We start from the raw sequence: 26,680 nt of genomic DNA, 5'->3' as shown, positions 1-26,680 counted from the left end.
AAATCCTGTGGTACTGACTGCATAATCTTCGTCTCCTTCGTCTTGAATGTTTGATCTCATTCTTGACTCAGTCGAAGATTTTCATACTGTCGGGGAACGTCGATTACACAGAATTTTCGGCGGTCTCGAGTCATCATCTGTGCTTTGCAATAGACCAATCGAAATCAAAAACAACTGAATGTCCAAAACACTTAAATCGGATTTTGGTCCAATAGTTACAGAGGTGATAGCGCGCTTTATGTCTTTGAGTGCCACTTCAATATGAGAAACAAGTGTGTTATTCTTTGGAACAAAAGCGAAATCAATTATATCAAACATCGGCTCCGGTTTGTCCATATAGTTTGTTGAAGGAATCATCCCTCTCTTTAATGCATTTGTATTTGCTAAAAAGACCATGCGCCATTCTTTTTTTCTTCAAAAGTTGCACTTTTATAAAGTGGCGCCAATATAATGGAGTATGCCATCAAGCGCTTAAAGCACCTTTCTAATGCCTCGTAATCGCAAGAAGAAGCTAAGATGTTTATGTCACAAGGGTTTAAAAGTTGCTCTACCTTAAAATCACCATACTCAATTCGATCAAACATATAGTACATTTTGTCCTCTTTAAAATCTACTGACTGATTCTGAGGAGCAAAGTATTCTTTGGCAAAGCCGATGGCAACGCCCCTGCCATCATCAGCATACCCGCGCCATTGTCCAAGATTGTCTCCTTTTTCTGAAAGGCAAAACACCCAAGATTTAAGCGTTTGTTTTGTGTCTATAGACCCAAATTGATCTGTGATTCTATTGAAGTCTCTAAACCTTGTGCTTATGAAATCATTATTCGATTTCATACGGTCAGAGTATTCCAAGAATTTACTGATAACCGCAAATTTGCACTGTTCAGTTGCCCATGCTAATTCATTTGAATCGTTGGACTTGCTTACATCAGAGAGCCAGATGCTACGGTTTTTCATGATATTATAAAAAGTTTCTAAACTGCAATAATGATATAGGGTACTGACTTCTTTGCTCATACTTACACCAACCTTAGAACGGCAACTCGTCATTACCGTTATGAATAAAAGCCACGCAAGAAACTCTTACCGTCTGTGCAATTAATTTTTAAGTCTATTTATAATTCATTATATCAGAATACCTACTATTTACAATGGAGAAGCAGAAAATCAGAATAATCCCCGTTAGGGATGGGTTAGGGATTGGCCGGTTTCGGCGGCTATCCTCGTTCGTGTGTCCACCGCATTTCCGCCCCAGGAACCGCTTCAAAACAGCAATCATCCAAACTGCAAAAACAGAACTAAAAACGCAGAAAAACCGCCTGTTTAGACGGTTTTTCTGCAAAATTTGGTCGGAGTGCGGGGACTCGAACCCCGGGCCTCCTGCTCCCAAAGCAGGCGCGCTACCAACTGCGCAACACCCCGATATGAAGTTGTGGGACTGCCCGGGCGTATCCTCCCAAAGCAAGCGCGCTACCAACTGCGCTACACCCGGTTATGAAATTTTCCAATTGTGGTCAAACATGTGGTCAACGCCGTTTTTTGACCAGTTGCCGTCGAGGGGGAAAGTACTGTCAGCCCAACTGCCCCAAGGCTTTCCGAGAACGGAGGCTCGAACCTGGGCCTCACGCTCCCAAATCAAGCGCGCTACCAACTGCGCTATACCCGGATATTTGATTTTGAACCATTATAACACGAATCTCGTGCGATTGAAATATTTTTCTGTCTGTGGTCATTCATGTGGTCAAAGCCGCCTGTTCAGCGGTTTCGGCGCTCACAGTAAATCCCGCTTCCGCCCGTGTTCCAAGGGCTTCCGGGCTTATGTCCGAGCGGCCAATGGATAGGGTCTACGCACTCCCAAAGCAGGCGCGCTACCAACTGCGCAACACACCGATATTTGACTTTTGCTTGTTTCACCGTTGCCTTCAACAATGTAATATCGATTTTCCATTATAGACGATATTTCGTGGGATTGCAAGTGTTCAAATAATTTGATATGATAATCGCTGCGAGGTGAGCAAGACGAATGAGGATGAGAAAGAAACCTAATTTAATACCGCGGATGGAACGCTGCGCAGGGGTGTTGATTCGGGAGCCGGAAGAACAGCGGGGGAGGTGGCGTACTCTTATGCCGCAGGCAGAAGAGCTGCGCTTGGAACTGGGGTGCGGAAAAGGGCGCTTCACAGCGGAGACGGCGGCATCCAATCCGCAGGCCCTTTTTATCGCTGTGGAACGGGTACCGGACGCCATGGTCATTGCCATGGAGCGGGTATGTGCGATGGGTTTGAAAAATGTGTTTTTTGTAGATGGAGATGCATCTGATTTGTCCAGTTACTTTACTCCTGGTGAAGTGGACCTGATCTACATCAATTTTTGTGATCCATGGCCGTCCAACCGCCACGCCAAGCGTCGGCTGACGCATCCGGATTTTCTGATGCGCTATCGTCAGGTGCTTCCGGAAGGGGGGACGATTCAGTTTAAGACGGATAATCGAGACCTTTTTGAGTGGTCCTTGTTTCAATTCCCGCGGTCAGGCTACATTCTTTCCGAAGTCACTCGGGATTTGCATGCTGGCGGCATCTGCGGCGTGATGACCGATTATGAGGAAAAGTTCCACCGTCTGGGAACTCCGATCAACCGCTGCGTAGCGGCTGTGGGACCGATACAGGCGGATGGCGAGGGCACAGCGCCGCAAGACCTGGAGCATGAGTGAAACGTCCTGCCGCAAGCGGTTTCTGCCGCTGAAAATTGGCATATTCGACGAAACGATTTTGCTTACATCCGGCGGGGCCTCTGCGTTATAATAGCACCAGACAAGAAAATGTAGATGTAAGTCCAGCTAAAAGCAGCGTGTGATCTGCCGGCAGCCATTGCCGCGGTGGAACACGCTGCTTTTTTGCGCTTACCCTAAGAGCGGAGGAATCTCAATGCAAGAAACCAACAATTCCGATTTGGCCGAACAACCGGTTGCCAAGCTGCTGCCGCGCTTTGCGGTACCCTGCGTGCTGTCGATGCTGGTCTCGGCGCTGTACAACATGGTAGAGCAGATTTTTATCGGCCAAAGCGTGGGATACCTGGGCAATGCGGCGACCAACGTGGTGTATCCGTTTACCGTAATCGCCCTGGCGCTGGCGCTGCTGGTGGGGGATGGCTGTGCCGCTCAATTGAGCCTGTCCTTGGGCAGCGGAGACACGGAACATGCGCACAAGTGTGTCGGCCACGGAATCGTACTCACCGGGGCGGCGGGCATCCTGCTGATGATTGTGGGACGGATCTTTACCGATCCGATTCTGAGATTGTTTGGGGTGACGCAGGCCAGCTATCCCTATGCCCGGGAGTATATGCATATTATCCTGCCCGGAATTCCATTTTATGTATTTTCCTCCGGCATGAACGCCACGATCCGGGCCGATGGCGCGCCTGGCTATTCGATGGCCGCTACCATTTTAGGCGCGGTGATAAACTTGATTTTGGACCCGGTGGCAATTTTTCGGTTGGATATGGGGGTGAAGGGTGCGGCGATTGCCACAATTTTGGGCCAGATTGCCTCCTGCAGTATGACCGCCTTGTATTTCCGGCGTCCCAAATCCGTTCGGTTTTGCGCATCCAGCTTCCGGCTGGAGGGCGGATTGACGCGGAAGCTCTGCCAGCTGGGCGTTTCCAGCTTTATCACCCAAATGGCCATTGTTATTATCATCAGTGTGGCGAACAACATGATCGTTCTTACCGGACCTGCCTCCCGGTACGGCGCCGACATCCCGCTGTCCGTAATAGGAATCGTTATGAAGGTGTTCGGCATCGTGGTTGTCTTTTCCGTACATCGGCTCAACTATGGTGTGGACGACTACAGGCGGGCCTTTGCGGCCTGCCAGCTGGTCGTTCGGGCCAATATCGCGGTAGGGGGAATCGCAATGCTGATCTTCGAACGGTACCCCCAGGCGGTGATCGCACTGTTTGGCAGTGAGAGCGCGCTCTATAACGAATTTGCAGAGCTGTGCTTCCACATCTTTTTGGGCGGAATTTTACTGACCTGCATCCAGAAGGCCAGCAGTATTTTCCTCCAGGCGATTGGAACGCCGGCAAAGGCCGCGATACTATCCCTGTCGCGGGATGTGACGGGATGTGATTTTTTTGGCGCCTGGCATCGTGATCCTGTCCCAGGTGTTTGGCGTTACCGGGATGCTCTGGGCTGCGCCGGCTGCAGACGTGCTTGCATTCGGACTGACCGTGATACTGGTCGTGCCGGAATGGCATTTCATCCGCACCCGGGCGAACCAGCCGGAGCCATCGATGCCGGAAACAAGACCGCTTCCGGCGTGTGGAACGCAGGCTGTGTTTCCGGCAGGTGAGGAGTGACGCGCGTTCAGAACAGCGGCGTCTCTTCCGGTATCGAGACGGGGTGTTTCTTTACGCGGTAGCGAACCAACCGGCACAGGAGGGCAGCGGGTACCTGGAAAAGCGCGCGCGGGCGTTTGGAGGCTGCGGATGGCTTGCGCTCATCGGAACGCATACCCTCCGTGGACGAGAAGTGCGGATCAATAGAAGGGCGCCGTGTGTGCAGGGGCAGATACGGGGCCCTCTTCTGCTCCGGGCGAAGGTCAGCGTTCGCCGATGGCCTCCTCCAACTTTTTCAGGGCCCTTTTTTCAATGCGCGATACATAGCGCTCCAACTACTGCAAGCAATTTACTCCGAAAATTTACGCCGTATGGAACGGCGCGATCCCTTGCGATATCTGGCTTTCCTCCGTTTCCTCCAGCTGGGCGAAGCGGAATTTGATAATGACTTCCTTGTCCTCGGTCAGCTCCACCCGCTCAATGAGGCTGACCAGCAGTTCCCGGCTCTCCCCGGCGGTTTCAATGAATCTTTGAACCAATTCTTTGGCCCGGTCCTCAGGGCGGACAGAGCTTTTTTTGCGCAGCTCCAGCTCCTGCCGCTTTTCCTCCAGCAGTTTGCGATCCAGCTTCGCCCGGTTGAAGATCCGCTGAAAATCCTCCTCCGGCAGCAGCCCATTGAGCCGGTCGGTGTACATCCGGTCCAGGTTGGCGGTGAGGCTGTCGATTTTGGATTGGACGGCCTGGAGCTCCGTTTCCAGACTGCTCTGCTTTCTGGAATTCTCCACGGCTTCCCGGGCCATGGGCAGCAGTTCGTCGGGGTTCAGGTAAGCCCGACAGACTTCCCGCACCTTGTCAATTACTGCATCGGTCACCGTCTTCTCTTTGATGGAATGAGAAGAACAGACGCCCGCTTTGGTAAAGCGCTGGTAGGTGCGGCAGACAAAGTACAGCACATCCTCTCCCATGGCGTTTTTCCGGTTGAGCACCGCCAGTGGGTAACCGCACTCGTGGCAGAAGATCAGTCCCTTGAGCAGGAAGTCGTAGGTCCGGCTCCGGGTGTGCTTGCGGCTGTTGACCAGCATCCGCACCTTGCGGAAGGTCTCCGCATCCACCAGAGGTTCATGGGTCCCCTCTACGATCACCCAGTTGGCTGGGCCCTGTTTCAGGCACTTCTTGGACTTATAGCTGATCTTCACACTGCGCCCCTGGACCATATTGCCGATATAGGTCTCGTTCTGCAGCATGTCGGAGATCCGCTCACTGCTCCACAGACCGGTGTAGGGACCGGGCCTTGCCACCGGCAGATTGGCGTAGGTGGCCGGGGTAGGTATCCCCTCCTGGTTGAGGAGCACCGCGATGTTCCGACAGCTCATCCCACTCAGGGCCAAGGCAAAAACCCGGCGCACAATGGGAGCCACTTCCTCGTCAATGACGATCTTGTTCTTCTCCGTGGGATGCATCTTGTAGCCGTACACCGGCTTTCCGCCGATGAACTGCCCCTTCCGCTGCTTATCCCGCTTGACGCTCTTGATCTTCTTGGAGATGTCCTTGGCGTACATGTCGTTCATGATGGCCCGGAAGGGCGTGATGTCGTTGGCGGTGGAGTCCACGCCGGTGTCGATGCCGTCCAGCAGGGAGATGTACCGCACCCGGTGCTCCGGGAAGTACCGCTCCATGTAGTGGCCGGTCATGATGTAGTCGCGGCCCAGGCGGGAGAGGTCCTTGGTGATGACCATGTTGACCTTCCTGGCCTCAATGTCAGCGATCATCCGCTGGAAGCTGGGGCGGTCAAAATTCGTGCCGCTCCAGCCGTCATCTACATAGGTATCGTAGACACTCAGCCTATGCTGCTGCACGAACTCCCGCAGCAGGGATTCCTGGTTCTGGACGCTCTGAGATGGACCTTCGCTCTCATCCTCCTTTGATAGTCTGATGTATAAAGCCGCATGGTAGTCCATGGGATTGCTTATCTCTAAGTACATTTGCTACCTCCTGAGATAAGCTGCCATTCATCAAGCCTATTGTACCGCGCTATGAAATTCTTGCGCAAGGCTCCGGGTAAGGAAAAGTCGAAAGGATCGCAGAAAAATTTCTCTCGCATCCTCTTCCTTACAGAACTCATATCGCACCTGTACCGCTTGCCTTTTCAATCAGATCACTCCTCTCACATACTTTCTCTATTCTTATGTTTGCAAGAAAGAGGATTTGCTTGTCCTAAAATTTAGGTATAAAAAAACCAAGCCCATCGGCTTGGCACATACCTTCACAGTTTACAGATATTCGTCGAGGATCTCCCCCAAATCTGTCAGCACTTCGCCCGCAAAATCTTTCATCAGAGAAAGGTCCCCTTGAATTTCCCGAAACATCTGTGGGCGTTGTATGTCAGACAGTGAAATCAGGGAATAGAGAAGAATCGCAGCTTCCGTCTTTAGATCCCTTCCATATAGATCCTCCAGGGCCCGGCAAAGTTTGTTGATCGTCGCAATCGGCATTCGCTGAGACATTGCTTCAAAAAAACGGAAGCGTAATGCTGCCTGATAAAACATGGAGTTCGAGCTTTTCTATCCTCCTTTATTATTTATGAATCGTTCGCTGTGCTCCTAACATTTGGCGGGTTCTTGGCCGCCGAGGTCACACAATTGAATAAATTCTGCATATGCGCCAGTAGCTCAATAGGATAGAGCGCACCCATCCTAAGTCCAAGCTGTATTTCACAGATTTTCTATATGGACCATAGCGCTTTGTAAGGCAGTCCATTCGGGAGGGCGGAATTCCCTTTGAGATCAATTTGAATCAGCCAAACAAGGAGACGATTGCCGCTATGCTGGAGGCGGAAAGGATTGCGAAGGACCCGTCTGTAATGGGATACAGCGATATGGACGAGTTGTTTGCGGATTTAAGGCATTACCGCATCATTCAACGCGTGCGGATTGGCGCGAAAATTTGTGCCGCAAAAAGGCGCAAAACCGCAGGAATACTTTGTGTATTGCAAGGTTTTGCAACGCATTTGTGGGGCAAATCGGCCGCCAAGACGTGCGTGGAGAATTGTGCGGTGATGCCTTAAAGAAATGAGCCAGACGAAATATGCCGTAAAGTTCACCACGCAATTTCGGAAGGATTACAAGCTGGCCATCAAGCGTGGCTTGAAAATTGAATTGCTGGAGCACATCGTTGCACTTCTGGCTGCGGGGGAACCGTTGCCGGAAAAAACAAGGATTATGCCCTCACCGGCAGCTGGGTGGGCCACCGGGAATGCCACATCCTTCCGGATTGGCTCCTAGTCTACCGGGTGGAGAATGATGTCTTGGTTTTGACCCTGACCCGCACAGGGAGCCACAGCGATTTGTTTGGCAAATAAGTTGACACGGTTTTACAAAGCACAGAGGAGCGTACCATGGCAAGACCATGTTACGCTCCTCTGTGCTCTCTTCTCATTGATCCAGCTGCTCGTCAAAGGGCATACCGGTCATAAGGATGGCTGTCCCGTTCTATTACCGATTGAGCATCCACACGCCCAGATTCAGGTAGGCCGCAAAGGTCACCCACAGGAAGTAGGGCACCTGCAGCCACGCCGCCAATGAATCAGTCTTGCGGAAAGTGAAAATCATCCGGAGAATCAGCACCCACAGCACCACCAGCCAAAGGAATGCAAAGCCGAAGTTCTGGAGATTAAAGAAAATGATGCTCCAGAAGAAGTTGAACGCCAGCTGGATTGCAAAGAGCCGCAGCCCCCGGGTGCGGTCAGGCGATGCCGGTGCCGCATAGATTCTGGCGGCGCTGACGCCCATGAGCAGGAACAGAATGCTCCAGACAATGGGAAAGACGATGGCCGGCGGCGAAAGCGGCGGCTGCCGGATCATTTCACTGTAAACCTCCGCACCATCCCGGGTGAGAAAGCCGGAAAGCGCCCCTACTGCCTCCACGCCCACAATCCAGAGCGCATATGTTTTCCATGAAGGTTTTTTCATACACCATCACCCCGAAATAGCCTATGCGCCTCCAGGTGCTTCTATACGCCGGAAACAGCTCCTCCAGGCCATACTTTCTTCCATTTCGACCACACTATGTCCAAGCGTATGTTTTGGGAGGAATCGTATGAAATCACTCTGGGAACAGACCTGGGCGCGTCCGAACTTCGGGCGGCTCGAGGGCGACGAGATGACGGACATTCGGATCATCGGCAGGGCATAGTGGGCATCCTGTGCGCGTGGATGCTCCAGCAGGCCGGGATCTCCTATGTGCTGGCGGAGGCGGCCGACCCCCTGTGCAGCGGGGCAACCGGGAACACCACCGCCAAGCTGACCAGTCAGCACGGACTCATCTACCACAAGCTCATCCAGACCTTTGGCGTTGACCGGGCGCGGCAGTATCTCTCCGCCAACGAGGCGGTCCTCCAGAACTACCGGGCGCTGTGCCGCCATATTGACTGTGACTTTGAGGAGAAGTCCGCCTATGTCTACTCCCTGGACGACCGGGAGGCACTGGAGGCGGAGCTGAGGGCCCTGGAGCGGCTGGGAGGCGGGGCGGAATTTGCCGACCACCTGCCCCTCCACTTTCCCACGGCAGGCGCCGTCAAATTTTCAAACCAGGCCCAGTTCCACCCATTGAAATTCGTCTCCGCCCTTTTCAAGGGCCTGCACATCTACGAGCACACCCCGGTGCGGGAACTGACCGGCACCACGGCGGTCACTGACCGGGGCAGGATCCGCGCAAAGAAAATCATCGTGGCCACCCACTTTCCTTTCCGCAACAAGCACGGCAGTTATTTTTTGAAGCTATACCAGCGCCGTTCCTATGTGATCGCTCTGGAGCATGCCGCAAATGTAGACGGCATGCATATTGACGAGGCGGAGGATGGCCTCTCCTTCCGCAACCACGGAGGTATTCTGCTGGTGGGCGGCGGCCACCGCACTGGAAAGCAGGGCGGCTGGCGGACGCTGCGGGACTTTGCCGCAAAGCATTGCCCGCACGCCATAGAGAAATACCATTGGGCTACACAGGACTGTATGAGTCTGGACGGAGCACCTTATATTGGCCCTTACTCCGCTTCCACATCAGATCCGTATGTGGCCACTGGTTTCAACAAGTGGGGGAATGACTTCCTCCATGGTATCCGCTATGATTTTAAGCGATCTCGTTCAGGGAAAGAAGCATCCTTTTGCAGAAGTATTTTCGCCTTCCCGCACGATCCTCCGCCCCCAACAGGCTGTCAATGGCTGGGAAGCCATGGTCAGCCTGTTGGCGCCCACTACAAGACGCTGCCCCCACCTGGGCTGCGCGTTGAAGTGGAATCCCCAGGAGCACACCTGGGATTGCCCCTGCCACGGCTCCCGCTTTTCGGAGGACGGCAAGCGCATCGACGGCCCCGCTACAGGGGATCTGAAATCGTGAGGCAGTGGCAGCTATTTCAATGAAAATCCCCCGTTTATTTGCAAATTTCAGCACATAAACGGGGGATCCAAATTTTATCCCAGTTCGGTATATTTGTCTTTGCGGTCGATACTTTTTTCCACAGGGTATTTCCGGCTGTTTTTTTCCAGCTTCTTCATCACGATCTCGTCAAAGTCGAATCCCAGATCATCTGCCAGCATAGCAGCATAGATGAGGATGTCCGCCAGCTCCTCCTGCAGTTGTTCAGCCTTGACCCCTACGACCTCCTCATTGGTCTTCCATTGAAATAGTTCCAATAGCTCCGACGCCTCCAGGGAGATGGAGATGGCCAGGTCTTTGGGGTTATGAAATTGCCGCCAGTGCCGCTCGTCCCGAAATTGATTGACCGCCTGTATCGTCTCTTGTTTCATGCCCGTCCCACGACCTCCATAAAATGCCGCTTCAAAGCAGGGTCCTCAAAATAGACCCTGATCCCGCTGATGCCCCTGGTCAGGAGCACATAATAGATCTGCCTCACATATGCGCTGAGTTCCGCCAGGGAAAAGCTCTCTTTCGGCGGTGTCCCGTTGGTGTCAAAATAGTGTTCCTTTACTGCCGACACCCTTCCGTTTTGACAGGCCAGATCCTTCGCGATCACGACCCCCACATAATCCAGGTCCACGCCCTGTATGGCATGGATCGACCCGAGCTCATCTTCACTTCCCGGTAATGCGATCCAGTTTTCATGAGTGGAATTCCACTTCCAGCGATGTTCTTCATCCTCCACCCAGTCAAATTCCGCATAATTCTTATGCCCCGGCTGATAGCGGCTCCCCCAGGGGCGGGCATACCCGGCCAACACCCTGCACTGGGCTTTCGGATGATACTGCCGCCGTTCATCTACATAGTCAAACAGTTCATGAATGGAATCCACGACGCCGAAATAGGCGTCCTTGGATGGATTCTGAAATACACAGGGATCAAATGCATCCTGTTTGATCTGCAGGAAGGAACAGATCCCATTGATGTAATCATCCGCCGTGTAGGTCGCATTCTTGTCCTGAATCCGCACACGGAACTGCCTGGTGAGCATGCGCCGTTCCATACCCTTTTCCTGAATATAATCCTGGAAATCCCGGTACGGAATATCCGACGGGCGGATCGCCTGAATGGAGTCATAGAACAGCACCAGTCGCTCCGCCATTTCTCCCAGCAAAAACAATTCATTCTTTCGGGGATCGTTCGAATCAAAAATCCCTGTGGTCAAATGATTTTGTTTGGGGCTGTTCCATCGCAGCCGGTGGGCCTCATCCACCAAAAGGATATGGAAGCGCTTCTTTTGCCGGATCAATTGATAAGCGGTCCCAACCTCAATATTTTTCCCAAGACCATAGGCCCGAAAAATGCTGCGGGCGGTCTTGACCCAGTTGGCTTTCACCACCACACCGACATTCCATTTATGATGTTTGCAAAGTCGGGCCGCCAGGTTGGTCAGTACCACGGTCTTTCCCGTTCCCGCCGTCCCTTCGATCAGAACGCTTCTGGGGTCCTCTTCTATCTCATGGATCAGTGCAGACTGTTCCTCGGACAGCTCCGTAAAGGGAGAATACTTGAACAGAATGCTGTTGCGCAGACCATCCAGTGACTTTTGATGCACCAGCCCGGCTTTGTACAGTTCCTGTTCCCAGAACGGCGTCAGCACCTGTGTCAGCACATCTTCCCGATAGGGATAATCGACGAATCGATTGCCCTGGGTCCTATTCCGGCAGACCCGCTTTTCCTTTCGCGGCAAATTCTCCTGATCCGCTGTGAGATATGTAATCAGCAGCGCCTCCAGGTCGTTTTGGGAATTTCCATCCACATACTGGCCAAAGAGAATCGCTGCTTTCTCGAACTGCCGGTAATCTGTTTCCACTTCCGCCATATGCTCATCGTGCCGCGTTAAAAACCGGTCTGTCTGTCCAACATAAAACGACCGCCGCCCATAATAGATGTAGATCACATGCCCGTGCTTTAAAACCGTCCTCTGTTCTTCGCTGCAGTGACCGGTGTCCAGATCCTCTGCCAGCAGAGAAAGGTGGATGACCCCATATTTCTTGCCTGCCATTTAAAATCCCATCACCTTTCTCACATGTTCTCTCGTCTCCCGGTCCCGGAACCAGATATGGACACTGCCCTTGGCCCGGGTAAGCAGCACCCGATAGGTGTTCAGTACCAGTTCCACGATCTCCCGCTCGCTGGCCCGGCTGTTTCGGATGGCGGCCATGAACTGTGTATCCCAGTTGCTGCTCAAATCGATGCGCCAATTGTGGATGTCTTTATCCCAGCGCAGGTCGTCCCACCAGATCACACCGGTATCGTCAAACTCCAATCCCTGTGCGGTGTAGATACAGCCCACCTGGTCCAGATATTCCTCTTTTTCTCCTGCATACCAGTTGTATTGCTCTTCTCTGGGGAATGGATTCCACGGCTTCTCAAAATCTCCCGTCGCCTGCGCAATCTTAATGTCCCTGTTTTTCGTATCACGTGTCCATTCCCAGCAAAAGGGCGCATACCATTTTACATGACGGCCCGTTGACAACAGGCCGTGGAGACGCCTGTCCAGATCGTTCAGGTCATCCCAGCAGCACAGCTCCAGTGCAGATTGCCGCTTCAAAGGCTGCTCCTGCCGGCCATAGAACAGCTTGTCCAAATCAGAGACATAGCTGCCCAGATACCCCGCCCGCTTTTGAGATGCCAGGGAAAAGACGGTGCAGGGAATGCCGTGCTCCTGGGCAAACTGCCGGAAATGCTCCACCGTCCCCTCCTCCGTCAGCCGGATCCGCTGCCGGTCATCCTGCAGCACCACCACCATATTGGCCTTCCGGAACAGACTGGTCATGGTGGCTTCCAACTGCTCAATCCGATGGGCTTCATCCACAACCACCAGATCCCGTCCCGGCGGGACCGCGTCCAGATAGGCGGGTGGTACACCTGAGGCGCCCGCAATGACCAGGGAGAGTGTACGGCTCCTGGGCAGCGCAAAGATGCATCCGCCCCGGTTCTGCCATGAAGGGCCGTATTTCAGGCAATAGGCGTAAATGGCGTGCAATCCCACTACGGTTTTCCCAGTCCCCGGCGGGCCCGAGATGATCAGCAGATGCTTGCCGAACTGCGGACTGTGGAGTTGATCGATCATACTGCAGATCTTGCGGTTGACCTCGATCTGGTCGTCCAGCATTGCCGCGTTTTCTCTTCTTGCCAATACATTCCCTAAATCCTGAAAGCCAATCTGGCCCAAAACATAGGCGCCGGTAAGAAACTGCTCCACCACGTCCGGTCTTGGATCAGGGGAAAACAGGCTGTTCAAGTCTGCAGCCAGCAGCGCCTCCGCACCTTTTGTGTAGGTCTCATGCCGCAGCGCCTCATATGCCTGATAACCGCCCTGGAAGAGCTGCTCCTTATCCTCAAAATTATGAAGGAATTGGCGGCACCGCACATCCATCTTCCCATCCGCCACATTACTATGGTTCATCCGCAGGTGCTTGGCGTAGGTCAGCGTCTGTTGGACAGGATGGAGCCGTTCCTCAAAGCGGTTTTCCGCTCGGGACAGGCAGATGCAGACGCTGCTTTCCCGCCCTGCCGTATTCTCTTCAATGGCGCTCCACTGCTTGAGCTCTATGACCAGCACCAACGGTTTTCCGGTCGTTCTCCCTTCTCCCAGCAGCACAGCGTCGATCCGGCTGCCAATGGGAGTCTGATATTCCAGGATCAGCGTCAGCTCGTCCAGTCCGGCACGATGGATCACATCCACCAGAATGGGGATGGAATTACACCAAGAGCGGTACTCACGCTCCGACGGATCCTCCTGCCGCACCTTTAATTGGTCGGCGATCTCCCTGCCGGTCATATGGCTGAGTGCCGCGACCGTTGCTGCATAACAGCCGTTTGGGTGCTCCATAAAACCGCCTCGCTCTCCTGTGTGTCTCAACTGTTTGTCCTCATTATAGCATGAAGAAGGCGATCTGAACATCACGCTGCGGATTTTACTTTTTGGACGACCAACCTTGTGATTTTAGATGGATGGCAGCTCAGTTTTTTATATAAAAATCACGAGAACTTACAATAGCTGCGGCGCGGCTCCCGCCGCGAGCAAAGCCAGGAACCCTTGTCCCACAAGGCTTTTCTGGTTTCACTTACATTAGTTCCGGCGCGATACATAAGAGCGGGAAATCCCGCACTGGGCGGCGATCTCGCGCTGGGTGAGCGGGGGGCGGCCATTCAGGCCGTATCGGAGGATAATGATTTTGGCTTCCCGTTCTTCCAGACACTGCGTCACGCACTGCCGTACCTTCAGACAGGCGTCGCGGGCGTCCAGCTCTTCCAGCATATCATCGTCCACACAAATGACATCCATTAGAGACAGGGAACTGCCTTCGCCTTCCCCGTCAATGGAGTCCGATAGGGATACTTCGCCCTGCAGCTTACGCTGAGAACGAAAATGCATCAGGATCTCATTTTCGATACATCGGGAGGCATAAGTGGCAAGGCGCACATTCTTGTCCGGCTTGAAGGTGTTGATCCCCTTGATCAGACCGATGGTTCCGATGGAGATCAGATCATCCTGATCCCCGTTTTGGGTATAATATTTTTTGATGATATGCGCCACCAGACGCAGATTATGCTCGATCAGCTTATTGCGGGCGTCCATATCTCCCTTGGCGAAGCGGTCCAGATAGGCGCGTTCCTCCTCCGCCTTCAGCGGGCGGGGAAAGGAGCCTCCGCTTCCGCCGCCGGACAGGCGCAGGGTAAAAAAAAGGCTGTTCAGCATGAGCAGGACCCAGGCAGTCAACATCTTGCCACACCTCCGTATCGACAGACTATTCCGGGCGGGCCTGTCTTTATACCCGGGGATTCCTTTGAAATTCGGCAGCGCCGCTGACGGCGGCCGATTCCCCAAACCTCGACAAAAATGACGGAAATCCTGCGCGGACTTTTGGGGTAAACGTCAAATTTGCAAAAAGTCTGTCCAGGGCATTTACGAATCGCCGTGCAGCGGCTATAATTTATTTTGGTTTGAAATGTGCAGGGGAAAGAAGAAATTTGACAAGGCAGTCAGATTTGGGGGAAGAACATGAGTATTGCGGACGTAGTCGCCATGCTTGGCGCCATCGCAACCTTCCTGTTCGGTATGTCAACGATGACGGACGGCCTGGAGAAGCTCTCCAGCGGCCGTTTGGAAAATGTGCTGGAGCGGTTGACCAGCAATGTCTTCAAAGGCGTTTTGCTGGGCGCGGTGGTCACCGGACTGATCCAGAGTTCGGCGGCCACCACGGTTATGTGTGTCGGCTTTGTCAACGCCGGGATCATGAAGCTCAGTCAGACGGTGGGCATCATCATGGGCGCCAATATCGGCACCACCGTGACGGCGCAGCTGCTGAGCCTGGGGGATATCTCCTCCGACAACCTTCTGCTGACGCTGCTCAAGCCGGCTTTTCTGGGGCCGATCCTGGCGGCGGTGGGCATCCTGTTTTACATGTTCATCAAGGGCGGGCGGAAGCGGACCATCGGCCAGATCGTGCTGGGTCTGGGCCTTTTGTTCATCGGCATGAAGACCATGGAGAATGCCGTGGCGCCCCTGCAGGCGATGCCGGAGTTTCAAAGCCTCTTCGTGGCGTTTTCCAACCCGGTGCTGGGGGTGATGGTAGGGGCGCTGGTCACCGCCCTGATCCAGAGCTCGTCCGCCTCGGTGGGCATCCTCCAGGCGGTCAGCACCACGGGCATCGTCTCCTTCAACATCGCCATGCCTCTGATCATGGGGCAGAATATCGGCACCTGTATCACCGCGCTGCTGTCGGCCATTGGGGCCTCCAAAAACGCAAAGCGCACTGCGGCGCTGCATTTGTCGTTCAATATCATCGGCACCATCGTTTTTATGGCGCTTCTTTACGGCGGAAACGCGCTGTTTCACTTCCCGTTCTGGGAGAACGTGATGGACCGCGGTTCCATTGCCAACCTGCATCTGGGCTTCAACCTGGGCTGTACGGTATTGCTGCTGCCCTTCCATAAGCAGCTGGTCAGGCTGGTCGAACATTTGGTTCCCGGGGATACCGACGAGCGCGAGCTCTCCGTACTGGACGACCGCTTTCTCGCCTCTCCGTCGCTGGCTCTGGAGAAGGCCCATGACGCGGTGGTGCAGATGGGGGATTTCGCACGGGACAATCTGAAGCTGTCGGTGGAGCTCATCAAGCGCTTCGACGCCAAGAAGCTGGAGCGGCTCAACGAGACGGAAACCGCGCTGGACAAGCTGGAGGGACTTCTGGATAACTATCTGGTCAAGCTCACCGACCGGGCGCTGACATCGGAAGAAAGCATGAAAGTCTCCGAACTGCTGCATACCTTGTCCGACTTTGAACGGATCGGAGACTATGCGGTGAACGTATCGGAGAGCGCCGTGATCCTGCACGAGCGCGGCATCGCCTTTTCCGTTCAGGCCCAGGCGGAGCTGGACGGGCTCACCGATGCGGTGATCGAGACCATGGATAAGACCATGGCGTGTTACGAGACCCGGCAGCGCTACCTGGCGATCCAGGTGGAGCCGCTGGAGGAAGTGGTGGACCTGATCGCGGATGATCTGAAAAACCGGCATGTGGAGCGCCTGAAAGACGGCGAGTGCACCATTGAGCTGGGCACGCAGTTCCTGGAGCTGCTCATCAATCTGGAACGGATCTCCGACCATTGTTCCAATGTGGCCCTGCGTATCGTACGGCAGACCGCCTCCAAGGACGATATCGTCCGTATTGATTCCCACGCTTACATGCGGGAGCTGCACCACGGTTCCGACCGGGAGTTCGATCAGCTCTTTCAGCAGTACCGCGACAAGTATTACGTACCGATCGAGGAAGAGACCAGATAAGAAAACAAGCGCCGGAGCGAAACGCTCCGGCGCTTGTTTTCTTATTCGGTTACATCAGGCGCACCGTGTAATAGACCGCCATGATGAGCAGCCAGGCCACCATCACGCCGTACAGGACCGGCAGGCTTCCCAGCAGAAGCGCAGCCACCAGTACGGCGGCCACCACGATACACGTCACATAGAGCATGGCGTAGTTGGCGTTTTTGGGGAACAGGCGAAGTTCCTTGCCGCCCAGCTTCAGTATGCCGCCGCTGGTCTGGAGCTTGCGGGAAAAGAGCAGAGCAGCCGCCAGAATGACCGCCAGCGCCACCGCGTAACCATAGGCGATCAGGGCGGAGAGATCGGCCCGGGGCACCAGATGGACGGCCAGGATCCCCAGAGCGCTGAGCACGGCAATCAGGAAAAATTCATGCTGATAGAGGTAGTAGATCAGCGCCAGAACCGCCACCGCCGGGACGGCGATGTAAAGGAACTGGATGCCGGAGGCGCGGAACACCGCGATGACCACCGCGCAGACCGCCAGCGCTAAAGCGATCAGGGTCAGCGCACCAGAAAGACGGGTACCCTTTCCGCTGCGCCGGGCAGACCGGTACCAGGCCAGCAGTGCAAGGAAGCAGAGCGGCAGCACGATGCCAAGGACCGTGAATACCGTACGCAGGGCCTGGGCCAGCGCAATGCCGTCGGGGGTGTAGTAACTGTAGAAACGATTGAGCAGCAGGAGCAGAAACTCCAGGACCACCGCGCCCACGATCCACCAAAGGACCTTGTTCAGGACCACGTCCTCCTGGCGCTCACGCTGCATTTGCTGTTCCTTCTTGTTCATGTATCCATCTCCTGTGGCTGGGATGCCTTAATTTTGCCGTCGCCGCGAGCGAAGCGCGGTGCGGCCGGAAATCATCAATCTCATACATTCTAACAGAAAACGTGCCGCTTTGCAAGATGGAATGCGATGGATCCCTTTTACCTTATTTGTGCATTTAGAGCACCTTTCGTCGAAATAACAGGGGTAGCTTCAAAACCGAAGCTACCCCTACAAACGGATTTACTTTAGAACCTGTATTCACAAGCGATTGAGGAGGGTGTGGGCATGAGAAATCATACTGACTGCTTCGGCAGAAGCGGTCAGTATCTCATAGTCCTTGCTGAGGCGGCGGGAATGATTGAACCAGGCAAGCGTACGTTCCACGATCCAGCGCCAGGGAAGCTTCTCCCATTCGTGAGGCTTGATTTTCTCAGAAATATCAACACCACGCCCCAGAGTCTGACTGGCATCAAACGTAAAAGTCCCCCGGTATCCCGCATCGGCGCAAAAGCGCTCAATGGATGGATACCTCTTACATGCCTGCTTTGCAGGCATGATCCCAGCCTTTGTATCGTGGATATTTGCGGCATGCACCACCACCGCCAGCAGATTTCCCAATGTATCTACGACGATGTGCCGCTTCCTGCCTTTCGTTTTTTTCCACCGTCTATCCCGCGTTCCTTTGCCGCGCCGGTCGTTTTGACGCTCTGGGAATCAATGATCGCATAGCTTGGCACCGCTTTGCGCCCGGCTCTCTCCCGGGATATTTTGACCAAGTGCCGCAGTATCTTCTCCCACAGCCCACTCAGACGGGCACGCCGGTAGAAACTGTGCACAGTCGAATAGGGTGGAAAATCGTGCGGCAGGTGCCGCCACTGACACCCTGTTTTCACAAAATACAGCACTGCGTTTGTTAATTCCCGCTTGCTCCACTTATACGTTCGCATCCCGGAATAGAGTGGTTCTATCACTGCCCACTGTGCATCTGTCAGGTCGCTCGGGTACGCCTGCCGCACTTTATCGCTTCTTTTCATGTGTTTATTTTACTGCTTGCATCGCCTGTTGTGAATACGGGTTCTTACTTATCTTTCGTGTTTCTAAAAGCAAAGAAAACTCCCACAATACCGATCAACACTCCCAACAGAGCAACTGGCAGATCAGCAATACTTCCAAATATAGTGCTGTTCAATTCATCGCTTGCACAACAGAGTAAAATCCCAAAAAGCACAAGTACTATGCCTTTTATTTGCTCTTTCATAACGATCTCCTTTACAAAAAAGAATTTGTTGCTTTTGAATACCTGCATGTATTTTATCATGCAGGTAAACTATTTTCAATGTATGGTCAAAATGCCAGAGATTTTAAGCTGTAAGAGTACAATACATATTGGACAGTCGAATAAAAAGGATGAAGGAAATGGCCTCATCGGATAAAGTTGAGTTACCACACAACAACTTGACGAGAGGAGGCCATATCCTTCATGAGCAAGCGTATAACACAAGACATGGCGTATCGGCAATCCCTGATGCAATACGCGGGAAAATATGGTGTGAGCCGAGCCGGCCGGAAGTACAACAGGAGCCGGTCGTACATCTGCTTCTGGAAGACCCGCTGGGACGGGACGGTGCAGTCCCTGGCCTGCCCGTCCAGACGCCCGCACAGCCATCCCAATCAGCACACGGAGGCGGAGCTGAAGCTGATCCGGGATATGCGCCGCCGCAATCCCGAACTGGGCATGGTGGAACTGTGGCACCGTCTGCGGAAGCGGGGCTATACCCGCCGCCCGGAGAGCTTGTTCCGGGTCATGCGCAAGCTGGGGCTGTTCCCGCAGGCCGAGAAGAAACCAGTCTACAAGCCAAAGCCCTATGAGCAGATGACGTACCCAGGGCAACGGGTACCGGTAGATGTGAAGGTAGTGCCCCGCAGGTGTATTGCAGACCAGGAGCTTCGCCTGTTCCAATATACGGCTATTGACGAGTTCACCCGTCTGCGTTTCCTGGGGGCTTATCCGGAGCAGTCCACTTATTCCTCTGCCGATTTCCTGAAAAAGTTGGTCAAATGGTATGCCCGCAGAAAAATCCGGGTGGAATGTGTCCAGATAGACAATGGTTTTAAGTTCACCAACCGTTTTTCCAACAGCAAACGGGATCTGCCTGCTTTATTCGAACAAACAGCTGCCCTGCCGGGTACCCGCCATAAGCTCATCCGCCCTTACACGTCCAGGCACAACGGCAAGGTGGAACGCAGCCACCGGGAGGACCAGAAACGGTTTTACTCCTGCCACAACTTTTACTCGCTGGATGACTTCGCCAAACAACTTGCTGTCCACAACCGCCGCTCCATCAACTTCCCCATGAGGCCCCTTCACTGGCTTTCTCCCGCAGAGTTCGCCGTCCAATATGTTTGACTAACCTACAAAAATGTACCGGCGCGCGGCGCAGTATGCTTTTATTTGACGGAAATGGGGGGATGAAGTATAATTATAGTGATCCATACGGCTTGCGGGCCTGTCACACCGTTGCAGCGTTTCAATTAATGAGGGAAAGCGCCATGAGAAACAGGAAATGGAAAAACGGCGGAGAGCGGATCAATATTGTGTGGCCTGTACTGGTCTGCGGGCTGGCGCTTTTGTTTGCCGTACTTTCGACCTCCACGATCCTCAGCATGAACCAGGACCTGAGCGCATTGTATGAGTACCCTTATCTCAACGCCCAGCACATCAATCGGGCCACCAATGCAGTATCGCTGATGCGTCAGGGGATGAACCGGCTGGCCATTCGCCGGGGAGCGAAGGATTACGCGGCAGTGCGTACTCTGGTGGAGGAGGCCATGCCGGAGCTGGAAGAGAGCCTGGATTACATCGCGGGACATTACCTGGGCCCCGCGGAGGACGTGGATGTGCTGAAAGACGCGGCAGAGCAGATCGTCGTCCTTCAGCAGGAACTGCTGGAGCATGAGGAATACGAGGCTCAGAAGGCAAAACGGCTGCTGGAGGAGGAGCTGGCGCCCCTGTATGACCAGTTCATGGAGGACTCCAACGTCGTCATGGTGTGGAGCACCGCAGCCGTGCGGGAGATGGATCGGGAGTGCGACCATACCACCCGAAAGGTCGTGATCCTGGCGGCGGTCATGACGCTTTTCATCCTAACGGTATCCGTTTTGTACTATCGTTCGATCCAAAAGAAAAGCCGGGAGCTGGAAGGACGGGAGCTGCTGTTCAGCCTGCTTACGGAGACGATCGACGATGTGGTATACATCTATCACGCAACGCGGCGGGAGAGTGAATTCCTCAGCGGCAACACCGAGCGGGTATTGGGCCTGACGGAGGAGGAGCTGCTGCGGGACCCGGACAAGCGGCGGGCGATGTTCGCCGATCAGGAGAGCTTCCGCATGGTGGAAGCGATCTTCCGGGGGACGGTCCTGCAGAAGCCTGTGGAGCGGGAATGCCGGATCATGAACCCGAAGACGAAGCGGGAGCAGTGGATGCTGCTGCAGGTCTACCCGGTCCTGCAGGACGGCGGGGTGGAGCGGTATATCGCCAAGCTGGAGGATCAGACCGAGGAGCGCCGGACCCAGCAGACGCTGCGTGACGCCCTTGAGAACGCCCGGCAGGCCAACGCGGCCAAGCGTAATTTTCTTTCCCGTATGTCCCATGAGATACGTACGCCCATGAATGCGATCATCGGTATGACGGCCATCGCCGCCGCCGACCCGGATGACCGCGCCAAGACGGAGGAGTGCCTGACCAAAATTGCCTATTCCTCCAAATACCTTCTGAGCATTATCAACGATGTGCTGGATATGTCCGCCATCGAGAGCGGGAAGATTTCCATTACCCGGGAGCCCTTCAACCTGGCCCGCCTGCTCACGGAGCTGGGCGCAGTCTACGAAAGCCAGTGCGCCAGCCGCGGCGTACAGTTCGCGCTGACCAGCGATCTGAGCGAGGAGCATCTGATTGGAGACCAGGTCCGATTGAATCAGATCCTGCATAACCTGCTGTCCAATGCGGTGAAGTTCACCCCCGCCGGCGGCCGGGTCCGGCTGGAGGTGGGGCAGACCGGGCAGCAGGGCGTCTACCGTCAGCTGTGTTTCACGGTCAGCGATACCGGTATCGGCATGGACGAGGGGTTCCAAAAGCGGATGTACCTTCCCTTTGAACAGGACCCCCATGCCGGAGTCCTGCGGCAGGGGGGCACCGGCCTTGGGCTGGCGATCGTTCGGAACCTGGTCACCCTGATGGGAGGGAACATCCGGGTGAAGAGCGCCCCGGGCAAGGGCAGCGTTTTTCAGGTGGAGCTGCCCTTTGAACCCGACCAGAGCGTCTGCTGCACGGTGGAATCCGGGGAACGGAAGGATCTGCGGGTCCTGGTGGCGGATGACGACAGGGGTACCTGCGAGCATGCGGCCCTGCTGCTGGAGCGAATGGGCATGTCGGTACGCTGGGTCCTCTCCGGCGCCGAGGCGGTGGAGGAAATTCTGTGGGCCTGTGCGGACGGGACGGACTATGACGTGTGTATTCTGGACTGGCAGATGCCGGGCATGGACGGGATTGAAACGGCCCGCCGCATCCGTGAGCGGGTGGGGCCGGACCTGCTGATCATCATCCTGTCCGCCTACGATTGGAGCGGCATCGAGCCGCAGGCCCGTGCGGCCGGTGTAAACGCCTTCCTGTCCAAGCCCATGTTTCCGTCCAATCTCCATCGTGCGCTGCGGGAGGCGGCGGGGCATGGCAAAACGCCCCCAGCACCGGCCCGGCGCTGCGGCCGCTATGATTTTACAGGCCGCCGCATCCTTTTGGCGGAAGACAACCAGCTGAATCTGGAGATCGCCGCAGCGCTGCTGGAGTCTGCCGGCGCTGCGGTAGACCAGGTCTCCGAGGGGCGCGCCGCAGTACGGGCGTTCGCGCAGTCGCCGCCCGGCACCTATGATATGATCCTGCTGGATGTGCAGATGCCGGTACTGGACGGACACGGAGCGGCCCGGGCCATACGTGCCTGTCCCAGGCCGGACGCGGCGTGTATCCCCATTTTTGCCATGACAGCCAACGCCTTTGCGGAAGACGTAGCAGCCGCCAAGGCCGCAGGCATGAACGAGCATGTGGCCAAGCCCATCGACGCGGAAGCGCTGTATGCCCTGTTGGATGCCTATTTCAGAGGAGACAAGGAGGAGTGAGTATGGAGCAGAACCGATGGGACGCTTTGCAGAATGCGGGCATCGACCTTCCGGACGCGCTGCGGCGCATGGCGGGCAATACGGAGCTCCTCGAGAAATTTTTGATGCGGTTTCCGGAGGACGACAATTTTGGAATACTGGGTCGTGCGCTGGACGGGGCGGATTGGGATACGGCGCTGATCGCCGTTCACACGCTCAAGGGCATCTCCGGAAATCTGGGAATGGGGCGTCTGTGTCAGTGCTGCTGCAGAATGGTGGAGCAGCTGCGCGCCGGAGACACAGCAGGAGCGCGGGCCAGCTACAACGAGCTGGCCGGGGTCTATCGGGCGCTGTGCGGCGCGCTGAAAGGCGGCGTCTGATGGAGCCGAGAGATACCCTGCTCCTGGTGGACGACCAGCAGGCCGACCGCGCCGTTCTGCGGGAACTGTTTCAAGAGGAGTACAATCTGCTGGAAGCGGAAAACGGCGATCAGGCGCTGCTGCTGCTGGAGGAGAATCACACCCGGATCGCGGCGGTGCTGCTGGATCTGCTCATGCCGGCCAAGGATGGTTTCCCGGTGCTCGCCGAGATGAGGGCCAAACGAGTTCTGCCTGAAACGCCGGTGGTGGTCATCACAGCTCAGGATTCCGCCGCGCGCGCGGCGCGGGCGTTCGAACTGGGCGCCTCGGATTTTATCGTCAAACCGTTTGAACCCTGCGCCGTCCGGCGGCGGGTGCGCAATCTGGTGGAACTCAGCCGCTACAAGCGGTGCCTGGAGGAGCTGGCGGAAGAGCAGGCAAACGCGCTCCGGCAGTCCAACGAGGTCATGGTAGACACGCTGTCCTCCATCATCGAATACCGCGGCGCAAAATCAGGCCGGCATATCCTGCGGATCCGCCGCTTCACCAAGCTGCTGCTGGAGGAATTGGCGCGCAGCTGTCCGGAGTACCAACTGGACGGGCGGAAGATCGCCGTTATCTCCGCCGCCGCCGCGCTGCACGACATCGGCAAGATCGCCATACCGGACGCTATCCTCAACAAGCCGGGCCAGCTGACGCCGGAGGAATTCGAGGTGATGAAGACCCATTCCGCCATCGGCTGCCGCATGCTGGAGCAGCTGGACGGCATGGGCGACCGGGAATACCTGCGTTATGCCTGGGACATCTGCCGCTATCACCATGAGCGGTGGGAGGGCGAGGGATATCCCGACGGACTCCGGGGGGAGCGTATCCCACTCTGGGCGCAGGCGGTAGGCCTGGCGGACGCTTACGAGGCACTGACCACCGACCGGGGCTATCAAGACGCCTGCTCCCATGAGCAGGCCATGAATATGATTTTGAACGGAGCGTGCGGCAGCTTCTCCCCTAAGCTGCTGGAGTGCTTCAAGCATCTGCGGGATGCGTTTGCGGCGCTGGCCTGCACCTATACCGACGATCCTCCCGCCACAGGCGGAGGACCCCTCACGCCGCACGACGTCTCCGTCCCGCACGCCGGGGGGCTGGATATGCTGCAGACCGCCCAGGTCAAATACCTGACGCTGCTGCGCTATGTGAACGCCACCGTAGTAGAGGTGGATCTGGATCAGGGGGTCTACCACATGGTCTACGATCCCAATCCGGATTTTGCGCTGCTGCGCTCCGGGGCGAGCTTTGCGGAGTCCATGCGCAATCTGGTCCAAAGGGCGGTCCATCCGGACGACCGCGCCCGGGTGCTGGAATTTCTGAAAAACAGCGGCGAGGAGTTTTTTGCCGAGGGGCTGATGAAGTACAGGCACCGCTATCGGGTCTACAGCGCCATGATCGGCGATTACCGCTGGTACGAGGCCACCCTGCTGCGTATCGACGTGGATGATCTGCACTCCCGCAAGGGACTGGCGGTCTGGCGGGAGGCGGAAACAGCGGAAGCGGAGGACACCCGCGAGCGGGAGACAGCCCTGCGCAGCCTGTGGAGCGGCGTCCAGTGCTGCCGAAATGACCGGTGGTTTACGCTCATGGGGGTCAGCGAAAACTTTTCCGCCCTGGTGGGCTATACGCCGGCGGAGCTGGAACAGCGCTTCCAGAACCGCCTGACCGGGCTGATCCTCCCGGAGGACCGGGCGGAGGTGCGCCGCCGGACCAGAGAACAGCTGACGCTGGGAAGCGGCGTGGAACTGGAATACCGCCTGGTCCGGAAGGACGGGCAGGTCATCTGGGTCCTGGAGAAAAGCCGTATGGTCACCGAAGCGGATGGTGTAGAGTATCTTTACTGCGTGCTGGTGGACATCAGCCGGACCAAGAAAGCGCAGGAGGAGCTGCGGCTTTCCCTGGAGCGGCATCAGATCATTCTGGCCCAGACCAACGATATCATCTTCGAGTGGGATGTGGCGGGCGGAACGGTGAGCTACTCCCCCAACTGGAAGGAACGCTTCGGTTACGCGCCCATGACAGGCGGCGTGGGAGAGGCGATCCCCAAGGCGTCCCATATCCATCCGGAGGATGCCCCGGTGTTTCTGGATGCGTTGCGCGCCCTGATGGACGGCGCTCATTACGAGGAGATGGAGCTGCGCATCGCCAAGGCGGACGGACGCTATCTGTGGTGCCGCATCCGTGCCACCGCCCAGCAGAGGGAGGACGGGCGCCCCATCAAGGTAGTGGGCGTGGTCATGGATATCGACGGGGAGAAGCGGGCCAATCAGGCCCTGCGGGACAAGGCGGAGCGGGATGGGCTGACCAGGCTGCTCAATAAAAATTCCGCACGCCGCCGGATTGAGGCATATTTATCCGAGGCAGAGGGAGAACGCGCCGCGCTGCTCATCATCGATGTAGATAATTTCAAGCAGGTCAACGACAGCTACGGCCATATGTTCGGCGACGCGGTCCTCGCCCGGCTCTCGGAGGAGATCCGCGGGCTTTTCCGTGCGGACGACATCGTCTCCCGCATCGGCGGGGACGAGTTTCTGGTGTTTTTGAAACGGGTCCCGGACAAGGAGCTGGTCGAGGAGCGCTGCGGGCGCTTGATCGAGGCGTTTCAGGGGATGTTCCAGAAAGAGCTGGTCAGCTGGTCCCTGTCCTGCTCGGTGGGGGCGGCCCTTTCACCGGAGCACGGCGCCGCCTTCCAGGAGCTGTTTCAGCGGGCCGACCAAGCTTTGTACCGGGCCAAACGCCGTGGAAAGAACTGTTATGAGCTTTACCGCGCGCAGAAGGACGCCGGCTTCCAGCAGCCTGGAGCCCCCCTCATGGCCGTCGGCGAGCGCATCGATTCCGGCGGGCGTCCCGGTACGGCGGAAGATGGGCTGGTCCAATACGCCTTCCGCCGCCTGTATGAGTCGGGGGATGTGGAGAACACGGTCCAAGATATCCTGGCGCTGGTGGGCCGCCGGTTCAACGTCAGCCGGACATATATCTTTGAAAACACCCCGGACAACCGGGCCTGCCGGAATACCTTCGAGTGGTGCAGCGAGGGCGTCGAGCCCCAGATCGACCGTCTGCAGCATATCGAGTATCAGCGGGATCTGGGCGGGCGCTATGAGGAGAACTTTGACGAGCACGGTGTGTTTTACTGCCCGGATGTGACCCGTCTTCCCAAATGCCAGTATGATATCCTGGAAGCGCAGGATGTCAAATCCCTGCTCCAGTGCGCCATTCGGGACAACGGCGTGTTTCGGGGCTACGTGGGCTTTGACGAATGCGTCGGAAGCCGCCTTTGGACCCAGGAGCAGATCGATGCGCTCACCCATATCGCCGGCTTTCTCTCGGTATTCCTGCTGAAGCTGCGCTCCCAGCAGCAGGCGGAGGAGCGGGCACGGGACCTGCGCATTGCCTTGGACAACCAGAATTCCTGGATCTACGTCATCGACCCGGATACCTATGAGATGCTCTTTATCAATGCCAAGACCCGCGCCGTAGCGGCGCAGGCAGCGGAGGGGCTGCGCTGCTATCAGGCCTTCCTCCATCGGGACGCGCCCTGCGGGAACTGTCCGGCCCGGGACATCCGGAGGGATGTGAACCGCACGGTGGAGTTTTATAATCCCGTCCTGGATGTGTGGAGTCTGGCGGACGCATCGCTGATCCGCTGGAGCGGGCGGGAGGCCTGCCTGATCAGCTGCCATGATATCACACGTTATAAAAAGACCTGTGACCCGGAACGATAGGA

The 26,680-nt window shown here is 55.9% G+C and carries 20 protein-coding genes, 1 tRNA gene and 3 pseudogenes; 10 read left to right on the top strand and 14 right to left on the bottom strand.

Annotated elements, in window-relative coordinates; translation table 11 throughout:
- Positions 1 to 81 precede the first annotated feature (81 nt).
- From NE547_RS10140 to NE547_RS10130, 3 genes are all read right to left on the bottom strand, one after another.
- Complete coding sequence (locus tag NE547_RS10140) at positions 82 to 396, bottom strand: hypothetical protein (RefSeq protein WP_256175772.1); 315 nt, start codon at positions 394 to 396, stop codon at positions 82 to 84.
- Positions 384 to 1,016, bottom strand: coding sequence for a DUF2971 domain-containing protein (locus NE547_RS10135; RefSeq protein ID WP_256175770.1), 633 nt, complete (start codon positions 1,014 to 1,016; stop codon positions 384 to 386). Before NE547_RS10135 ends, NE547_RS10140 begins: the two co-directional genes overlap by 13 nt.
- Before the next feature lie 329 nt (positions 1,017 to 1,345).
- Positions 1,346 to 1,421: transfer RNA gene (locus tag NE547_RS10130), tRNA-Pro, on the bottom strand.
- Positions 1,422 to 2,022: 601 nt separating this feature from the next.
- On the opposite strand from NE547_RS10130, the gene trmB reads away from it, so the two are divergent.
- On the top strand, positions 2,023 to 2,709 hold the full coding sequence (trmB, locus tag NE547_RS10125) for a tRNA (guanosine(46)-N7)-methyltransferase TrmB (protein WP_186908875.1): 687 nt from the start codon (positions 2,023 to 2,025) through the stop codon (positions 2,707 to 2,709).
- Positions 2,710 to 2,923: 214 nt separating this feature from the next.
- Positions 2,924 to 4,345, top strand: a complete 1,422-nt coding sequence (locus tag NE547_RS10120; RefSeq protein ID WP_256175768.1) for an MATE family efflux transporter — start codon at positions 2,924 to 2,926, stop codon at positions 4,343 to 4,345.
- 348 nt (positions 4,346 to 4,693) lie between these two features.
- On the opposite strand, the gene NE547_RS10115 is transcribed toward NE547_RS10120, so the two are convergent.
- Together NE547_RS10115 and NE547_RS10110 are read right to left on the bottom strand one after the other, a co-directional pair.
- Positions 4,694 to 6,313 (bottom strand): recombinase family protein, encoded by a 1,620-nt coding sequence (locus tag NE547_RS10115; protein WP_256175766.1) that lies wholly within the window; start codon positions 6,311 to 6,313, stop codon positions 4,694 to 4,696.
- A 288-nt stretch (positions 6,314 to 6,601) separates the two neighbouring features.
- Entirely contained in the window at positions 6,602 to 6,877 is a 276-nt protein-coding gene (locus tag NE547_RS10110) for a hypothetical protein (protein ID WP_186908877.1), read from the bottom strand.
- A gap of 194 nt (positions 6,878 to 7,071) precedes the next feature.
- Between NE547_RS10110 and NE547_RS10105 the strand changes: the two are divergent.
- Both NE547_RS10105 and NE547_RS10100 read left to right on the top strand, forming a co-directional pair.
- Positions 7,072 to 7,233: pseudogene (locus NE547_RS10105) on the top strand (type II toxin-antitoxin system RelB/DinJ family antitoxin); the annotation flags it as partial.
- Between the two features lie 166 nt (positions 7,234 to 7,399).
- A pseudogene (locus NE547_RS10100) lies at positions 7,400 to 7,689 on the top strand (type II toxin-antitoxin system YafQ family toxin).
- A 133-nt stretch (positions 7,690 to 7,822) separates the two neighbouring features.
- Here the strand turns inward: NE547_RS10100 and NE547_RS10095 are convergent.
- Positions 7,823 to 8,299 (bottom strand): TspO/MBR family protein, encoded by a 477-nt coding sequence (locus NE547_RS10095; protein ID WP_186908878.1) that lies wholly within the window; start codon positions 8,297 to 8,299, stop codon positions 7,823 to 7,825.
- A 127-nt stretch (positions 8,300 to 8,426) separates the two neighbouring features.
- Between NE547_RS10095 and NE547_RS10090 the strand changes: the two are divergent.
- A pseudogene (locus NE547_RS10090) lies at positions 8,427 to 9,722 on the top strand (FAD-dependent oxidoreductase).
- A 74-nt stretch (positions 9,723 to 9,796) separates the two neighbouring features.
- On the opposite strand, the gene NE547_RS10085 reads toward NE547_RS10090, so the two are convergent.
- The 4 genes from NE547_RS10085 to sigK form a co-directional block, all read right to left on the bottom strand.
- Positions 9,797 to 10,132 carry a nucleotide pyrophosphohydrolase gene (locus NE547_RS10085; RefSeq protein WP_186908879.1) on the bottom strand — a complete coding sequence of 112 codons (336 nt, stop codon included), beginning with the start codon at positions 10,130 to 10,132 and terminating at the stop codon, positions 9,797 to 9,799.
- On the bottom strand, positions 10,129 to 11,808 hold the full coding sequence (locus tag NE547_RS10080; RefSeq protein ID WP_256175763.1) for a DNA/RNA helicase domain-containing protein: 1,680 nt from the start codon (positions 11,806 to 11,808) through the stop codon (positions 10,129 to 10,131). The genes NE547_RS10085 and NE547_RS10080 overlap by 4 nt, the downstream gene beginning before the upstream one ends.
- On the bottom strand, positions 11,809 to 13,641 hold the full coding sequence (locus tag NE547_RS10075; protein WP_186908881.1) for a DNA/RNA helicase domain-containing protein: 1,833 nt from the start codon (positions 13,639 to 13,641) through the stop codon (positions 11,809 to 11,811).
- A gap of 240 nt (positions 13,642 to 13,881) precedes the next feature.
- The gene (gene sigK / locus NE547_RS10070; RefSeq protein WP_186908882.1) at positions 13,882 to 14,535 is read right to left on the bottom strand and encodes an RNA polymerase sporulation sigma factor SigK; all 654 of its coding nucleotides are present in this window, start codon (positions 14,533 to 14,535) and stop codon (positions 13,882 to 13,884) included.
- A gap of 279 nt (positions 14,536 to 14,814) precedes the next feature.
- Here sigK and NE547_RS10065 point away from each other — a divergent pair, with 279 nt between their 5' ends.
- The gene (locus NE547_RS10065; protein ID WP_186908883.1) at positions 14,815 to 16,596 is read left to right on the top strand and encodes a Na/Pi cotransporter family protein; all 1,782 of its coding nucleotides are present in this window, start codon (positions 14,815 to 14,817) and stop codon (positions 16,594 to 16,596) included.
- Between the two features lie 49 nt (positions 16,597 to 16,645).
- Here the strand turns inward: NE547_RS10065 and NE547_RS10060 are convergent, their stop codons facing one another.
- The 4 genes from NE547_RS10060 to NE547_RS10050 all read right to left on the bottom strand — a co-directional run bounded on the left by NE547_RS10060 (position 16,646) and on the right by NE547_RS10050 (position 18,656).
- Positions 16,646 to 17,419 carry a hypothetical protein gene (locus NE547_RS10060; protein ID WP_186908884.1) on the bottom strand — a complete coding sequence of 258 codons (774 nt, stop codon included), beginning with the start codon at positions 17,417 to 17,419 and terminating at the stop codon, positions 16,646 to 16,648.
- Between the two features lie 237 nt (positions 17,420 to 17,656).
- Entirely contained in the window at positions 17,657 to 18,016 is a 360-nt protein-coding gene (locus NE547_RS18615) for a transposase (protein ID WP_243204857.1), read from the bottom strand.
- Between the two features lie 5 nt (positions 18,017 to 18,021).
- A complete protein-coding gene (locus NE547_RS18610) occupies positions 18,022 to 18,432 on the bottom strand; it encodes a transposase (RefSeq protein WP_370866841.1) in 411 nt (136 codons plus the stop codon).
- A gap of 44 nt (positions 18,433 to 18,476) precedes the next feature.
- Complete coding sequence (locus tag NE547_RS10050; protein WP_186908886.1) at positions 18,477 to 18,656, bottom strand: hypothetical protein; 180 nt, start codon at positions 18,654 to 18,656, stop codon at positions 18,477 to 18,479.
- A gap of 222 nt (positions 18,657 to 18,878) precedes the next feature.
- Here NE547_RS10050 and NE547_RS10045 point away from each other — a divergent pair, with 222 nt between their 5' ends.
- The 4 genes from NE547_RS10045 (at position 18,879) to NE547_RS10030 (ending at position 26,678) form a co-directional block, all read left to right on the top strand.
- Entirely contained in the window at positions 18,879 to 19,805 is a 927-nt protein-coding gene (locus NE547_RS10045) for a DDE-type integrase/transposase/recombinase (RefSeq protein WP_256175757.1), read from the top strand.
- 143 nt (positions 19,806 to 19,948) lie between these two features.
- Positions 19,949 to 22,570, top strand: a complete 2,622-nt coding sequence (locus NE547_RS10040) for a response regulator (protein ID WP_256175756.1) — start codon at positions 19,949 to 19,951, stop codon at positions 22,568 to 22,570.
- Between the two features lie 2 nt (positions 22,571 to 22,572).
- Positions 22,573 to 22,929 carry an Hpt domain-containing protein gene (locus tag NE547_RS10035; RefSeq protein WP_186908637.1) on the top strand — a complete coding sequence of 119 codons (357 nt, stop codon included), beginning with the start codon at positions 22,573 to 22,575 and terminating at the stop codon, positions 22,927 to 22,929.
- Positions 22,929 to 26,678, top strand: a complete 3,750-nt coding sequence (locus NE547_RS10030; protein WP_256175755.1) for a diguanylate cyclase domain-containing protein — start codon at positions 22,929 to 22,931, stop codon at positions 26,676 to 26,678. The genes NE547_RS10035 and NE547_RS10030 overlap by 1 nt, the downstream gene beginning before the upstream one ends.
- Positions 26,679 to 26,680 lie beyond the last annotated feature (2 nt).

This window comes from Flavonifractor sp. DFI.6.63, assembly GCF_024462255.1.
Classification (GTDB): domain Bacteria; phylum Bacillota; class Clostridia; order Oscillospirales; family Oscillospiraceae; genus Lawsonibacter_A; species Lawsonibacter_A hominis.
Note: the sequence above shows the minus strand (reverse complement) of the source record. Positions and strands in the feature narration are given on the sequence as shown.

What these genes read in the sequence shown, in the direction of transcription:
- sigK (WP_186908882.1), bottom strand. Translation starts at nt 14,535, where the DNA reads ATGTTGACTGCCTGGGTCCTGCTCATGCTGAACAGCCTTTTTTTTACC.
- NE547_RS10120 (WP_256175768.1), top strand. Translation starts at nt 2,924, where the DNA reads ATGCAAGAAACCAACAATTCCGATTTGGCCGAACAACCGGTTGCCAAG.
- NE547_RS10035 (WP_186908637.1), top strand. Translation starts at nt 22,573, where the DNA reads ATGGAGCAGAACCGATGGGACGCTTTGCAGAATGCGGGCATCGACCTT.
- NE547_RS10095 (WP_186908878.1), bottom strand. Translation starts at nt 8,299, where the DNA reads ATGAAAAAACCTTCATGGAAAACATATGCGCTCTGGATTGTGGGCGTG.
- NE547_RS10085 (WP_186908879.1), bottom strand. Translation starts at nt 10,132, where the DNA reads ATGAAACAAGAGACGATACAGGCGGTCAATCAATTTCGGGACGAGCGG.
- NE547_RS10065 (WP_186908883.1), top strand. Translation starts at nt 14,815, where the DNA reads ATGAGTATTGCGGACGTAGTCGCCATGCTTGGCGCCATCGCAACCTTC.
- trmB (WP_186908875.1), top strand. Translation starts at nt 2,023, where the DNA reads ATGAGGATGAGAAAGAAACCTAATTTAATACCGCGGATGGAACGCTGC.
- NE547_RS10050 (WP_186908886.1), bottom strand. Translation starts at nt 18,656, where the DNA reads ATGAAAGAGCAAATAAAAGGCATAGTACTTGTGCTTTTTGGGATTTTA.
- NE547_RS10040 (WP_256175756.1), top strand. Translation starts at nt 19,949, where the DNA reads ATGAGAAACAGGAAATGGAAAAACGGCGGAGAGCGGATCAATATTGTG.
- NE547_RS10110 (WP_186908877.1), bottom strand. Translation starts at nt 6,877, where the DNA reads ATGTTTTATCAGGCAGCATTACGCTTCCGTTTTTTTGAAGCAATGTCT.
- NE547_RS10030 (WP_256175755.1), top strand. Translation starts at nt 22,929, where the DNA reads ATGGAGCCGAGAGATACCCTGCTCCTGGTGGACGACCAGCAGGCCGAC.
- NE547_RS10140 (WP_256175772.1), bottom strand. Translation starts at nt 396, where the DNA reads ATGGTCTTTTTAGCAAATACAAATGCATTAAAGAGAGGGATGATTCCT.
- NE547_RS10060 (WP_186908884.1), bottom strand. Translation starts at nt 17,419, where the DNA reads ATGAACAAGAAGGAACAGCAAATGCAGCGTGAGCGCCAGGAGGACGTG.
- NE547_RS10075 (WP_186908881.1), bottom strand. Translation starts at nt 13,641, where the DNA reads ATGGAGCACCCAAACGGCTGTTATGCAGCAACGGTCGCGGCACTCAGC.
- NE547_RS10045 (WP_256175757.1), top strand. Translation starts at nt 18,879, where the DNA reads ATGAGCAAGCGTATAACACAAGACATGGCGTATCGGCAATCCCTGATG.
- NE547_RS10080 (WP_256175763.1), bottom strand. Translation starts at nt 11,808, where the DNA reads ATGGCAGGCAAGAAATATGGGGTCATCCACCTTTCTCTGCTGGCAGAG.
- NE547_RS10115 (WP_256175766.1), bottom strand. Translation starts at nt 6,313, where the DNA reads ATGTACTTAGAGATAAGCAATCCCATGGACTACCATGCGGCTTTATAC.
- NE547_RS10135 (WP_256175770.1), bottom strand. Translation starts at nt 1,016, where the DNA reads ATGAGCAAAGAAGTCAGTACCCTATATCATTATTGCAGTTTAGAAACT.
- NE547_RS18610 (WP_370866841.1), bottom strand. Translation starts at nt 18,432, where the DNA reads ATGAAAAGAAGCGATAAAGTGCGGCAGGCGTACCCGAGCGACCTGACA.